Origin of the sequence: Chryseobacterium sp. 1B4, from assembly GCF_036631475.1 — a bacterium.
Classification (GTDB): domain Bacteria; phylum Bacteroidota; class Bacteroidia; order Flavobacteriales; family Weeksellaceae; genus Chryseobacterium.
Genome location: NZ_JAPNUF010000006.1, coordinates 270,902 through 285,286 on the forward strand (window position 1 = coordinate 270,902; position 14,385 = coordinate 285,286).

6 protein-coding genes, 2 tRNA genes, 2 rRNA genes and 1 pseudogene are annotated in these 14,385 nt (G+C 41.1%); 2 read left to right on the forward strand and 9 right to left on the reverse strand.

What is annotated here, in order from left to right:
* Nucleotides 1-140: 140 nt before the first annotated feature.
* From OWR28_RS07220 to OWR28_RS07235, 4 genes are all read right to left on the reverse strand, one after another.
* Nucleotides 141-2,893, reverse strand: a 23S ribosomal RNA gene (locus OWR28_RS07220).
* Between the two features lie 153 nt (nucleotides 2,894-3,046).
* Nucleotides 3,047-3,120 (reverse strand) — tRNA-Ala (locus OWR28_RS07225).
* Nucleotides 3,121-3,214: 94 nt separating this feature from the next.
* A tRNA-Ile gene (locus OWR28_RS07230) sits at nucleotides 3,215-3,288 on the reverse strand.
* Nucleotides 3,289-3,500: 212 nt separating this feature from the next.
* A 16S ribosomal RNA gene (locus OWR28_RS07235) occupies nucleotides 3,501-5,017 on the reverse strand.
* Together the 16S and 23S rRNA genes with 2 tRNA genes alongside form the textbook arrangement of a ribosomal RNA operon.
* A 1,313-nt stretch (nucleotides 5,018-6,330) precedes the next feature.
* Between OWR28_RS07235 and OWR28_RS07240 the strand changes: the two are divergent.
* Nucleotides 6,331-9,196: pseudogene (locus OWR28_RS07240) on the forward strand (M16 family metallopeptidase).
* Nucleotides 9,197-9,272: 76 nt separating this feature from the next.
* On the opposite strand, the gene OWR28_RS07245 reads toward OWR28_RS07240, so the two are convergent.
* From OWR28_RS07245 to OWR28_RS07265, 5 genes are all read right to left on the reverse strand, one after another.
* A complete protein-coding gene (locus OWR28_RS07245) occupies nucleotides 9,273-9,419 on the reverse strand; it encodes a hypothetical protein (RefSeq protein WP_332386061.1) in 147 nt (48 codons plus the stop codon).
* Nucleotides 9,420-9,481: 62 nt separating this feature from the next.
* Entirely contained in the window at nucleotides 9,482-9,847 is a 366-nt protein-coding gene (locus OWR28_RS07250) for a hypothetical protein (protein ID WP_332386062.1), read from the reverse strand.
* Nucleotides 9,848-10,084: 237 nt separating this feature from the next.
* On the reverse strand, nucleotides 10,085-10,345 hold the full coding sequence (locus OWR28_RS07255) for a hypothetical protein (protein WP_332386063.1): 261 nt from the start codon (nucleotides 10,343-10,345) through the stop codon (nucleotides 10,085-10,087).
* A complete protein-coding gene (locus OWR28_RS07260) occupies nucleotides 10,342-11,340 on the reverse strand; it encodes a polysaccharide deacetylase family protein (protein WP_332386064.1) in 999 nt (332 codons plus the stop codon). The genes OWR28_RS07255 and OWR28_RS07260 overlap by 4 nt, the downstream gene beginning before the upstream one ends.
* 68 nt (nucleotides 11,341-11,408) lie before the next feature.
* Nucleotides 11,409-13,547 carry a S46 family peptidase gene (locus OWR28_RS07265; RefSeq protein WP_332386065.1) on the reverse strand — a complete coding sequence of 713 codons (2,139 nt, stop codon included), beginning with the start codon at nucleotides 13,545-13,547 and terminating at the stop codon, nucleotides 11,409-11,411.
* 346 nt (nucleotides 13,548-13,893) lie between these two features.
* Here OWR28_RS07265 and OWR28_RS07270 point away from each other — a divergent pair, with 346 nt between their 5' ends.
* Complete coding sequence (locus tag OWR28_RS07270) at nucleotides 13,894-14,379, forward strand: copper resistance protein NlpE (RefSeq protein ID WP_332386066.1); 486 nt, start codon at nucleotides 13,894-13,896, stop codon at nucleotides 14,377-14,379.
* The last annotated feature ends 6 nt before the right edge of the window (nucleotides 14,380-14,385 follow it).

The window sequence follows — 14,385 nt, forward strand, 5'->3', positions numbered from 1 at the left end:
ATCTCAGATTTCAGATTGTATGGTCTGTTATCTGATGTCTTACATCTGACATCTGTTTTAAGCGATAAAAACTTTCACAAAGACAAAACCTTTTCTGCGCATAAAGAACTTGTCTTTTTATTTTCGATACAGTAACCATAGACTATAAATCTACGGGTAATTAGTACTACTCGGCTATGACATTACTGTCTTTACACCTGTAGCCTATCAACGTCGTCATCTACAACGACCCTTAAAAGATGTCTCATCTTGAGGCGAGTTTCGCACTTATATGCTTTCAGTGCTTATCTCTTCCAAACGTAGCTACTCAGCGGTGCACCTGGCGGTACAACTGATACACCAGAGGTTTGTTCAATTCGGTCCTCTCGTACTAGAATCAAGCCCTCTCAAACATCTAACGCCCGCAATAGATAGAGACCGAACTGTCTCACGACGTTCTGAACCCAGCTCGCGTGCCACTTTAATGGGCGAACAGCCCAACCCTTGGGACCTTCTCCAGCCCCAGGATGTGACGAGCCGACATCGAGGTGCCGAACCTCCCCGTCGATGTGAGCTCTTGGGGGAGACTAGCCTGTTATCCCCGGAGTACCTTTTATCCTATGAGCGATGGCCCTTCCATACGGAACCACCGGATCACTATGTCCTGCTTTCGCACCTGATCGACTTGTAGGTCTCACAGTCAAGCACCCTTATGCCATTACACTCTACGCACGGTTACCAAGCGTGCTGAGGGTACCTTTGAAAGCCTCCGTTACTCTTTTGGAGGCGACCACCCCAGTCAAACTACCCACCACGCAATGTCCTTCCATAGGAAGTTAGGCTCCAAGTAAGTAAAGGGTGGTATTTCAACGACGGCTCCACAAACACTAGCGTGCCTGCTTCAAAGCCTCCCACCTATCCTACACATTACTTACTCAAAGTCAATACGAAGTTATAGTAAAGGTTCACAGGGTCTTTTCGTCCCATTGCGGGTAATCGGCATCTTCACCGATACTACAATTTCACCGAGCTCGTGGCTGAGACAGTGCCCAGATCGTTACACCATTCGTGCAGGTCGGAACTTACCCGACAAGGAATTTCGCTACCTTAGGACCGTTATAGTTACGGCCGCCGTTTACTGGGGCTTCAGTCAATGCCTTCGCTTACGCTAAGCACCTTCCTTAACCTTCCAGCACCGGGCAGGTGTCAGACCCTATACAGCATCTTTCGATTTAGCAGAGTCCTGTGTTTTTGATAAACAGTCGCCTGGGCCTCTTCACTGCGGCCACCATTGCTGATGGCGTCTCTTCTTCCGAAGTTACGAGACTATTTTGCCTAGTTCCTTAGCCACGACTCACTCGAGCACCTTAGGATTCTCTCCTCGACCACCTGTGTCGGTTTTGGTACGGGTTGCTTCACTTCGGCTTTTCTTGGATCAGATTACTCTACAGCAGCTTCGCCCGAAGGCTAGGCCTTGACTATTCCGTCAGTCTCCAGCAGATACATCCAACCGTCCCCTTTTATTGTGAGCAAGTCAGGGAATATTAACCCTGTGTCCATCCACTACCCCTCTCGGGTTCGCGTTAGGTCCCGACTAACCCTCAGCTGATTAGCATGGCTGAGGAAGCCTTGGTCTTTCGGTGAGCAGGTTTCTCGCCTGCTTTATCGTTACTTATGCCTACATTTTCTTTTCTATCCGCTCCACAATACCTCACAGTACTGCTTCGGCGCAAATAGAATGCTCTCCTACCAGATATAATAATTATAAATCCATAGCTTCGGTAATATGTTTATGCCCGATTATTATCCATGCCGGACCGCTCGACTAGTGAGCTGTTACGCACTCTTTAAATGAATGGCTGCTTCCAAGCCAACATCCTAGCTGTCAATGCAGTCCAACCGCGTTGTTTCAACTTAACATATATTTGGGGACCTTAGCTGTTGGTCTGGGTTCTTTCCCTCTCGGACATGGACCTTAGCACCCATGCCCTCACTGCCGACGAACATTTATTAGCATTCGGAGTTTGTCAGGAATTGGTAGGCGGTGAAACCCCCGCATCCAATCAGTAGCTCTACCTCTAATAAACTTAACATCGACGCTGCACCTAAATGCATTTCGGAGAGTACGAGCTATCTCCCAGTTTGATTGGCCTTTCACCCCTACCCACAGGTCATCCGAAGACTTTTCAACGTCAACCGGTTCGGTCCTCCACTCTGTGTTACCAGAGCTTCAACCTGCCCATGGGTAGATCACAAGGTTTCGCGTCTAATCCTACTAACTCACCGCCCTATTCAGACTCGCTTTCGCTTCGGCTCCGGTACTTAATACCTTAACCTCGCTAGTAAAATTAACTCGTAGGCTCATTATGCAAAAGGCACGCCGTCACAGCTTAATGCTGCTCCGACCGCTTGTAGGCGTACGGTTTCAGGTTCTATTTCACCCTTCTATTCGAAGTGCTTTTCACCTTTCCTTCACAGTACTTGTTCACTATCGGTCTTTCAGGAGTATTTAGCCTTGGAGGATGGTCCCCCCATATTCAGACAGGATTTCACGTGTCCCGCCCTACTCATTTATCATCAATATATACCTTTCGAATACCGGGCTATCACCGTCTTTGGCTGTTCTTTCCAGAACATTCTTCTAAATATATAAAGACTTTTGGGCTAATCCGCTTTCGCTCGCCACTACTTACGGAATCTCTTCGATTTCTTTTCCTCCGGGTACTTAGATGTTTCAGTTCTCCGGGTTTGCTCCTCTTACGAGGTGACATATCTTCAATATGCCGGGTTGCCCCATTCGGATATCTGCGGATCAATTCGTGTGTGCCAATCCCCGCAGCTTTTCGCAGCTTACCACGTCCTTCGTCGCCTCTGAAAGCCTAGGCATCCGCCATACGCCCTTAACGATTTCTTTCCTATTGGTTACTCAAGCGCTTTATGCGCTCGGTTTTCTCTTTGTGATGTCTTTACCGTTAATGTCAATGATCTTTATTTCTTTCTTTCAGTCTGATCAACAGATGTTGTTGTTGGCTCCATCCGTAACTTTTAAATCAAACTTCCAAAACTGTGGAGAATAAGGGAGTCGAACCCTTGACCTCCTGCGTGCAAGGCAGGCGCTCTAGCCAGCTGAGCTAATTCCCCCTCTAGTAGACTAAGAGACCCCAGAGGCCAGATACAAGACTTTTTAATTGTGTCTTGACTCCTGACTCTTTCATCTTCCCGTCTTTTTAATTAGTAGTCTCGGGCAGGCTCGAACTGCCGACCTCTACATTATCAGTGTAGCGCTCTAACCAGCTGAGCTACGAGACTGTCTTTTTAGACTTTTAGATCCAAGATGCTAGATACAAGACTTTCTATCGTCTTGGGTCTGGGCTCTCGGCTCTTGTATCTCTTCCCTGTACTAATTTCTAGTGGGTTTTGTATTGTTATATAGCAACCAAACAAAAAACTAAAGCTTTACTTTGAAGCAAGTACTTTGTATCTTACGATACTGATTTTGTTTAACGTCTTTTGACGCTCTAAAATGAGATGTTCCAGCCGCACCTTCCGGTACGGCTACCTTGTTACGACTTAGCCCTAGTTACCTGTTTTACCCTAGGCAGCTCCTGTTACGGTCACCGACTTCAGGTACCCCAGACTTCCATGGCTTGACGGGCGGTGTGTACAAGGCCCGGGAACGTATTCACCGCGCCATGGCTGATGCGCGATTACTAGCGATTCCAGCTTCATAGAGTCGAGTTGCAGACTCCAATCCGAACTGAGACCGGCTTTCGAGATTTGCATCACTTCGCAGTGTAGCTGCCCTCTGTACCGGCCATTGTATTACGTGTGTGGCCCAAGGCGTAAGGGCCGTGATGATTTGACGTCATCCCCACCTTCCTCTCTACTTGCGTAGGCAGTCTCACTAGAGTCCCCAACTTAATGATGGCAACTAGTGACAGGGGTTGCGCTCGTTGCAGGACTTAACCTAACACCTCACGGCACGAGCTGACGACAACCATGCAGCACCTTGAAAAATGTCCGAAGAAAAGCCTATTTCTAAGCCTGTCATTTCCCATTTAAGCCTTGGTAAGGTTCCTCGCGTATCATCGAATTAAACCACATAATCCACCGCTTGTGCGGGCCCCCGTCAATTCCTTTGAGTTTCAAACTTGCGTTCGTACTCCCCAGGTGGCTAACTTATCACTTTCGCTTAGTCTCTGAACCCGAAAGCCCAAAAACGAGTTAGCATCGTTTACAGCGTGGACTACCAGGGTATCTAATCCTGTTCGCTCCCCACGCTTTCGTCCATCAGCGTCAGTTGTTGCTTAGTAACCTGCCTTCGCAATTGGTGTTCTAAGTAATATCTATGCATTTCACCGCTACACTACTTATTCCAGCTACTTCAACAACACTCAAGACTTGCAGTATCAATGGCAGTTTCACAGTTAAGCTGTGAGATTTCACCACTGACTTACAAATCCGCCTACGGACCCTTTAAACCCAATAAATCCGGATAACGCTTGCACCCTCCGTATTACCGCGGCTGCTGGCACGGAGTTAGCCGGTGCTTATTCGTATAGTACCTTCAGCTAGATACACGTATCTAGGTTTATCCCTATACAAAAGAAGTTTACAACCCATAGGGCCGTCGTCCTTCACGCGGGATGGCTGGATCAGGCTTGCACCCATTGTCCAATATTCCTCACTGCTGCCTCCCGTAGGAGTCTGGTCCGTGTCTCAGTACCAGTGTGGGGGATCACCCTCTCAGGCCCCCTAAAGATCGCAGACTTGGTGAGCCGTTACCTCACCAACTATCTAATCTTGCGCGTGCCCATCTCTATCCACCGGAGTTTTCAATATTAAGTGATGCCACTCAATATATTATGGGGTATTAATCTCCCTTTCGAAAGGCTATCCCCCAGATAAAGGCAGGTTGCACACGTGTTCCGCACCCGTACGCCGCTCTCAAGATCCCGAAAGATCTCTACCGCTCGGCTTGCATGTGTTAGGCCTCCCGCTAGCGTTCATCCTGAGCCAGGATCAAACTCTCCATTGTATGTTTGTCCGACTCACTCAAAGTTTTTAACGCTTTAGTTTTTCCTTACTTGGTTGTTATATTGTATGTCAATGATCTTTATATCTTCCGCTTTATAACGAAGCAATCTCTCTGTCAGTGTCGCTCCGTATTTGCGAGTGCAAAAGTAAAACTTTATTTTGTAATGACCAAATGTTTTTAAAGAAAATTTTAAAGTTTTTTAAGTAACCTTAATCCTTATCCAACATCTCAATCACCCTGCTCCTGCGCTCCGATTTATTCGGACTGCAAAGATACAAACTCTTTTTTATCCCGCAACTCTTTTTACAAAAAGTTTTGAAGTTTTTTTCGTCTGTTTCTTTTCGGAGTCATAATGTCTCTGCCTATCCAAAGGCTCTTCTGCGCTTACTGATCTACTCTCGTTTTCAGTGGGGCAAAGATAGCAACTTCTTACAACGCAAAACAAGTTTATTTAACTTAAATTTTACCGTTTCGTAATATTTCAGCTTAAAGCGCTGGCAGGCAGGTAGAAAAATTTTAAACATTTGTTTGGGGTCCTGGGTGGGAAGCGTGGGAGCGTCCGGGAGTTGGTGGGCGGGTTAACCCTTGATCAAAATAGTATATATATTATATAATAGAGACCAGACTATAGAAGAAAACAAGCTTTCTTCGACAAGTTCAGAATTATACCGGGTTCCTATTGAATTGATGATACACCAGATTATATATCAAACACAGCATTGTCAATCCACAGGAGTCCGGACAAAACTTGTCCGTAGCATGACACGGATAATACCAACTGTAAAAAAAGATTTTAGACATTATCCTGCTAACTTACATCCTTTACTCTGGTCAAGAGGTTTGGATTCCTACGGAATGACACAATGGAAATAAAGGCTTGGATTCACTAACCCGAAGCTCGCAACACAATAACCCGGACCACTATATCCTCCTACCATGAAATTCATCATTCATCATTCATCATTCATCATTCATCATTAACAACTCCTTCCCTAGCCCTGATAGCAATGGTTACCCCGCAGCAGAAGCCGGAGCGAGAGGGCTTGAGTACGGGAAGCCCCGGCGCGAGGAGTAGAAATGGATAGCAGGATGAAGCTCCTGAAAAAGTTGGAGAGTTGGAGGGTCGGAGAGTGATATCTTAATAAAGGAAACAATCACAAATCTTAACTACTTCTAGTAATGGCTTTCTTTTTATGATTCAAGTTTTCAACTATAAGAATAGATGTAATAATGATAAAAAGAGACTGACATTTTTTTTGATTCCTTACATTTGCAGTGCATTCCGGTTTCTAAGGAATGAAATGAGTTTTTATATGACAGACAGAAAATATAAGGAAACGGTTCATACAGATAATAACCATTACGAATATATTACAGTAACAAACGACGAGAACAACGTCAGAATCTATACTTTGAAGAATGGATTAAAGGTTTTTCTTGCACAGAACTTTGATGCTCCGAGAATACAGACCTTCATTCCCGTAAGGACAGGAAGTAATAATGATCCTGCTGATAATACGGGGCTGGCACACTATCTGGAGCATATGATGTTTAAGGGGACTTCAAAAATCGGAACCCAGAATTGGGAAAAAGAAAAGGAACTTCTTGATCAGATCTCAGCATTATATGAAGAGCATAAAGCAGAACAGGATCCTGAGAAAAAAAGGAAATCTATAAAAAGATAGATGATATCTCACAGGAAGCCAGCCAGTACGCCATTGCCAATGAGTATGACAAAGCAATTTCTTCTTTGGGAGCAAGCGGAACCAACGCACATACCTGGTTTGATGAAACGGTTTACAAAAACAATATTCCGAATAATGAGCTTGAAAAATGGCTGAAAATAGAAAAGGAAAGGTTCTCTGAAATTGTACTTCGTCTTTTCCACACTGAGCTGGAGTCAGTATATGAGGAATTCAACAGAGCGCAGGATAATGATACGAGACTTGTGAATTATGAGCTGATGGATGCTCTTTTTCCTACTCATCCTAACGGACAGCAAACCACCCTTGGAAAACCGGAGCACCTGAAAAATCCTTCAATGAAGGCTATTCACAAGTATTTTGATGAATACTATGTTCCTAATAACTATGCCATGGTATTGGTCGGTGATCTTGATTTTGAAAAAACGATTCAGTTGATTGATCGGTATTTCGGTACTTTACCCTATAAAGAACTTCCCAAGAAGACGCCCGTTATTGAACAGCCTATAACATCAATTGTTACAAGAACGGTAAAAAGCCCTACTACTCCACGGGCTCAGATTGCATGGAGAACAGAAAGCTATGGAACCAGAGAAGCTATGCTGGCCGATATTATAGCCAATATCCTCAGCAACAGAGGGGAAGCCGGATTACTTGATTTACATATCAACCAAACGCAGAAAATGCTATGGGCACAAGCCTTTTCTGTTGGATTAAGACAGTACGGCTACTTTTCCATCGTTGCTGTTCCTAAGGAAACACAAACTCTGGAGGAGGCAAAGAATATGGTACTTGATGAAATTAAACTGATCAAGAAAGGAGATTTCCCGGACTGGATGCTGCCTGCAATCATCAATGATTTCAAACTTCAGAGAATGAAAGGGCTTGAAACCGCAGAAGGACTCGCCACTACACTTTATGATTCTTATATAAAAGGAAGAACCTGGGAGCAGGAACTGAATGAAATGGATGAATACGCCTCTTTCACCAAGGAAGATGTGGTAAATTTTGCCAATGATTTTTTCAGGGAAAACTATGTGGTTGTTAATAAAGAAAAAGGGGTAAACGACAAACTGATCAGAGTTGAGAACCCCGGCATCACTCCTGTTAAGATCAACCGTGATGTTCAGTCTGAATTTTTAAAAGAGATTTTAGCAGATAAAACTGATGACATTAAGCCTGAATTTATTGATTATCAGAAGGAAATCATCACTGATCAGCTGAATGGCAAAAAATTAAGCTTTGTAAAGAACAAGTACAACGATATTGCCCAGTTGCATTTTATTTTTCCTATGGGAAGTGATCATGACAGAGATTTAGGAATTTCAACTCAACTGCTTCAGTATTTGGGAACAGATACGCTTTCGCCGGAAGATCTGAAAAAGGAATTTTTCAAAATAGGAATCGGCAATGATTTTAAAACAACAAATGATCAGCTGACCATATCTTTAAGCGGGCTGGAAGAGAATATAGAAAAAGGGATTGCCCTTCTTCAGCACTGGATGCATGATGTAAAATCTGATCAGGAGATCTATAATCAGTTTGTAGGAACAGTACTGGAAAACCGCCAGGCGATCAAGAAAGACAAAAACCGTATTATAACGGCTTTGAACAATTATACAAAGTTGGGACGCAATTCACGTTTTACGGATGTTATTTCCAAGGAAGAACTTGAAAACAGCAACGCGGACGTTTTTACAGACAGAATGAAAAAGCTTTTCAAATATCCTTATCAGGTGTTTTTCTATGGTAAAGACTTTGGAAAATTCAAGGAATATATCGGAAGGTATATAGAACCTGAAAGTCTTCAGATCCCTGATGCCAAGCAATATCCGGAACCTGCAACAGGAGGAAATGTCAATTTCATCGATTATGATATGGTTCAGATTGAAATGAGTAAGATCGGAAAAGGAAACGAGGTGAATCCTAATCATTTTGGAAAGATCAATGTATTTAATGAATATTTTGGAAGAGGGTTGTCTTCGATTGTGTTCCAGGAGATCCGTGAGAGTAAAAGTCTCGCCTACTCAGCGTATGTTTCCTATGCAGCGAATTCTGAGCTCAACCATCCTGATTATGTGACCACTTATATCGGGACCCAGCCAGACAAGCTGATGATTGCGGTGGACACCCTGAATGAACTGATGACGGAACTTCCTGAAGTGCCTATTCAGTTTGAGAATGCAAAGAATACAGCCCTGAAACAGATTGCTTCAACAAGAATAACCCGCGAAAATATATTTTTTAACACTTTAGATCTAAAAAAACTCAATATCTACCACGACATTAGAAAAAACACCTATGAACAGATCCAAAACCTGAAGTTCGAAGATCTGAAAAAATTTTATAATACCATAATAAAACCAATACAATTCAATACAGCCATTATCGGAAAAAAGAAAATCTGGATATGGAAGCCGTTAATAAAATGGGAACATTTAAAGAAGTAAGCCTGAAGGATATTTTCGGACATTAAAAAAACAAACGCCTGATAAGATTATCAGGCGTTTGTTTTTTATAATTGATGAATGATAATTGATAATTTATTCTGCTTATGTCATCATACAATCTCCGTCGCCATCCTGATAGTTTGGATTAAAATGATCGGGTAGCAATGCCAAAAGGTTTTTATGAAAAAGATACTCTCTTTTGAAATCACGTTCATAGATATGGGAAAATACTTTTGAATTTTGTATCACTTTGTTCAATCCGGTTTGGTAAGAAGTAAAACCCCTTACTTTATAAATAATGATGAAGTAATTTAAAAACCTGGCAACCTCATCTGAATCAGCTTTTGAAAACAGATATGGAATTTTAAGATAATCATCGCGAAGCTGTAGTAAAAAGCAGGATTTAAGTTTACTATTTGAATCAAAAATTTTAATCCAGAAATATTTAAACGTCCCTGCAAAACTTGAAAAAAGTATTTCTCATCTTTTTCCCCTTCCAGCACCCATGGGTTGTCTATAAAAGTGTTGATTTCATCTGCATTCCGTTTGTTAGGAAATTCATTAATAAAAACAACACTTTCCTGATCGATTTTATCCAGCATTTCATATTTGAAATCCGGTTTTTGTACGGGAAGATTTTTTATTGAAATCAGCCCATTGGCTGCAACATCCAGCAATTGAAAAAGCGGCTTCAGGAATTGAGTTCCCGGCTTTTTTCAGGAATCATTTTAGCAGCATCGGTTCTGAAATAATAGCGTTTTCCTTCTTTAGGAAAGACATACTCAAACACTCCCATAATATTGTAGAGAGCCTCTGCTTCTTTGGTAAATTCTGTAATGGCAATTCTTCCTTCGTATTCTTCAAAAACTTTTTCAACAATGCTTTTGCTGGTCTTTTCTTTCTGTATTCAGGGTTTACATATAAAGTACTGAGCCAGGCATAGCGGATTTTTTTCCGTCGATGTCAAAATAATCCGGAAAACATCCTACATAACCGACCAGTTTTTCATCATAAAAAGCCAGAATAAGAAGCGTGTCTTCGGCTGATGCTTTTGGATTCTGAATATGAGACAGCGCACGATGTCTGGTAACCGGAAGAAAATCATATTGCTGAAAATCTCCGGATGATATAAAATCTTCCAGCTCTTTTCTGTTATATGTTTTCAGTGTTATCATTTTCTCACAATCATATTTTTATTGACCAGCTTTTTCAGCCTGAAATAAGCAATTTCCTTTTTCAATATCTGTGCTCCGCTCTCTCCCAATTCCATTGGAATTCTTTGAAAATTTCTCTTTATACTGTCCAGCTTTATGCCGGCACATCCGAAGCTGCAGTAAATTTCTTCATTTTTATAGAGTTCATCAAAAAAATCTTTCCGCACTTCAAAATCTGTAAACGGGAACGCAAAACTTTCATACAGGAAACCATTTTCTTTTACATAAGCAAAAGCTTTATCTGTTGTTTCCAGCTGTTCTTTCAGAGATAAATCTCCGTATTTCGGGTGGTCCCAGCTGTGCGATGAGATTCCGAAGCCCTTACGGGTAAGGTCCTTTAATTCTTCAGTACTCAAATAAGGCTTATATTCTTTGGAATAAGTTTTAAAATCTACATCAAGTTTTTCTGCAAGCCAGTCCAGGATATCTTTTTCCTGATAATTAACCGATAAAATTTTCTTTTTTAAAATGTGTCTTTCTGTATTTTTAAGTGATAAACTAAAATAAATTTCAGGATCTATGGTTTTTATTTTTTCAACAGCACCTGCAAGCAGGCTTGCCTTACACCTGAACATCATTTCTTTATTATCAATGAAAGCAGGGTTGATAAAATTACAGGCATAAATTCCTTTACGTTCCAAAACGGGAGCAGCTACCTCATAAAATTCTCTGAAACCGTCATCAAAAGTAAGCAAAGCAATTTTTTTTGCAGGCTTAAAATTTCCTGACATAAAATCCTTGAACTCCTGCCAGTTTACAAACTGAAAATTCTTTGAGAGATAGTCCAGATCTTCTTCAAACTGCCTGGTATTCTTATAGCAGATCACGTGCTTTAGATGAGTAAGTTCTCTGTCTGAAACACTATGATAAAGAGGCAGACAGTAATCCAGCGGAAAAGATTTCCCGATATGATCAGATCCGAAGGCTGCCAGTACATTGATGATCCTGTCTTTCATTATTTAAAATAAAAAAGAATCTATTCAAAACTCAATTCAAATAGATTCTTAAAGGTATAACTTTTAAATTATTTTATAATTTTCATTTCATCAATAAGCCACTTTGAGTCAGCAAACTTATCAATGATGAAAAGGATATATTTTGTGTCTACCATGATATTTCTGCTGAAACGCGGATCATAGTTGATATCACTCATAGTCCCTTCCCACTGTCTGTCGAAATTCAGTCCCACAAGGTTTCCGTTGGCATCCAAAGCAGGGCTTCCTGAGTTTCCTCCGGTTGTATGGTTTGTTGCAGTGAATCCTACAGGAACATCACCTGTTTTATCTTTATAGATTCCGAAGTCCTTTTTGTTGTAAAGATCAATCAGCTTCTTTGGAACATCAAATTCATAGTCTCCCGGAACATATTTTTCCATTACTCCTGCCAGGTGAGTCTGATATCCGTAAGAGACGGCATCTCTTGGCGTAGAGCCTTTTACCTTACCATAAGTCACACGAAGCGTTGAGTTGGCATCCGGGAAGAACTTTCTGTCCTTATCCGTCTGCATCTGCTGAGCCATGAACTTTTTCTGTAAGGCATCGATTTTTGCCTGCATTGAAGTATATTGAGGGTCTGCAGTTTTCATATAGGTTTCCTTCATGGCAACATACAGCTGATAAATCGGATCTTTCTTTAAAGTCTTGATCAATTTATCCTGGTTGGAAAACGCTTTATCAATATCTGTAGTCAAGGTTGCTCCGTTTACAGCAGTTCTTCCTGTGATAACAGAGTTTTTAGACATATCTTCCACTACAGGAATGTTGGCGTTCTCATCTTTATATTTGTTGAATCCTGCCGGTAAAAACTGCGGTGCTGTTTTATTAACGTATAATGCCAGCAATTTTGCTGTTACTTTAGCATCAAGTTCTGCACTATAGTCTTTGTAGAAAGAGGTTAATTTTGATTTTAATTTTGTAAGTTCCTTTTCATCCATTCTTCCGGCTTCCACTGCAGCTACGAAATCATAATAGTCTCCGGCAAGCTTTAAAGTCTCAGCATTTCTGGTCACTTCTGTGTAGTAAGCATTGTTTAATGCATAAGGAGCCTGATCATTGTAGAGTTTATTCAGCTGGTCCAAAGTATTCTTGATCTCAGGATTTTTAGCAACCAAAGAGCCTTCGTACATTACTTTCTTTTCTACAGCATTGGATTTTTTCAATCCTTCTACTTCACCAATCCACTTTTTCCAGTAATTGGCCACTGAAGCATATTTTGAAGCGTATTTGATACGTGTCTCGTTATCAACGCGCATTTTCTCATCTAATGTTTTTAAAGCAACATCACGTACGGCAATTTTTGCAGGATCAATATCTTTCATGATCTTCTCTACAGCAACGGCAGGAAGGTACTCCGTAGTTCTTCCCGGAAATCCGAATACAAAAGTAAAATCGTTTTCGTTTTTATCTTTTATGGAAACCGGTAAGTAGTGCTTAGGTACATAAGGTATGTTGTCTTTTGAATATTCCGCAGGTTTGTTGTTTTTGTCTGCATAGATTCTGAACATAGAGAAATCTCCGGTATGTCTTGGCCAAACCCAGTTGTCCGTATCACTTCCGAATTTCCCGATACTTTGAGGCGGAGCTCCTACAAGCCGGATATCTTTATAAGTTTCGATGGTATAAGCATAGTATTTGTTGCCGTAATACATAGGCTTTACCATGATCGACTGGTAAGATTCGATTTTCTGAGCGTTTTTATATACCTCAATATTATTATTGATCTTTTTAGTAAGTTCCGGTTCTGTAAGATGATCCGTACCTTCTAAAATCTGATCCGTAACTTCTTTTATATCTACAATAAAATCTACTTTTAGTCCGGGATTAGAAAGTTCCCCTTCTGTATTTTTTGCCCAGAATCCGTTTGAAAGAAGATCATTCTGAACGGTAGAATGTGCCTGAATCTGGCCGAAACCGCAATGATGATTGGTTAAAAGCAGCCCTTTAGGCGAAATAATTTCCGCAGTACATCCGCCGTTAAACTGCACTACTGCATCCTTAATGCTCGGTTTCTGAGGGTTAAAAATATCTTTTGCAGAAATCTTCATTCCCAAATCCTTCATTTCCTTTTCATTCAGCTCTGTAGGAATCCACATTCCTCCATATTGTTGTGCAAATGCCATTGCAGCTGGCAAAAGAAATACAGATAAAAGTATCTTTTTTGTCATAATCAAAATTTTGCCCCAATTTACGAAGAAAAATATGAACAGGCTTTATAAAACCGATGGAAAAGTTGTTAAGAGTAAGTTTTTGTAAAATGTAAAAAGTAAAAGGTATTAATGAAGGGAAAACAGAAAATTCATTTAATGATCTATACCGTAAACCAGAACCGTACATTGACAACTATCAACCAGCAACTATCAACTATCAACTATCAACTATCAACTATCAACAACCAGCAACCAGCAACCAGCAACATTAAACATTAAACATTAAACTCCCACCCTCCCTCTGGCTCAGTTTTTGTTTATTGGAAGTAACTTTACTATTAAAAACATACTTAAATCTATTATTATGATGAAAAGCAAAATGCTCATGTTGGGTATGACAGCCGCTCTGTTCCTTGCTTCATGTTCTAAAAAGGAAACGACTGAAACAACAGCAACAACAGATTCTGCTGCGGCAGTTCAACCAACAGCGACAGACAGTATCACAAAAGCAACTCCTACTGCTGCCGGAGATACTTCAGAGAATGCCCTGGACTGGGCCGGAACTTATGAAGCTACTGTTCCATGTGCTGACTGTCCGGGAATCAAGACTTCTTTAACGTTGAACAATGATAAAACATTCAGCATCACGGAAGAGTACCTTGACAGGAATTCAAAGAACCAGGATAAAGGGTCTTTTGCATGGGATGCAACAGGAAGCATAATCACTTTAAAAGGGAAATCTGCAAACTATAAATATAAAGTGGGGGAGAATATGCTGATCCAGCTGGATATGGAAGGAAAGGAAATAGACGGTCCGAACAAGGATCTTTATGTATTCAAGAAAAAATAAAAATAA

Excerpts from the sequence above, each read along its gene's own strand:
- OWR28_RS07255 (WP_332386063.1), bottom strand. The coding sequence starts at position 10,345 with ATGATAACACTGAAAACATATAACAGAAAAGAGCTGGAAGATTTTATA.
- OWR28_RS07260 (WP_332386064.1), bottom strand. The coding sequence starts at position 11,340 with ATGAAAGACAGGATCATCAATGTACTGGCAGCCTTCGGATCTGATCAT.
- OWR28_RS07265 (WP_332386065.1), bottom strand. The coding sequence starts at position 13,547 with ATGACAAAAAAGATACTTTTATCTGTATTTCTTTTGCCAGCTGCAATG.
- OWR28_RS07270 (WP_332386066.1), top strand. The coding sequence starts at position 13,894 with ATGATGAAAAGCAAAATGCTCATGTTGGGTATGACAGCCGCTCTGTTC.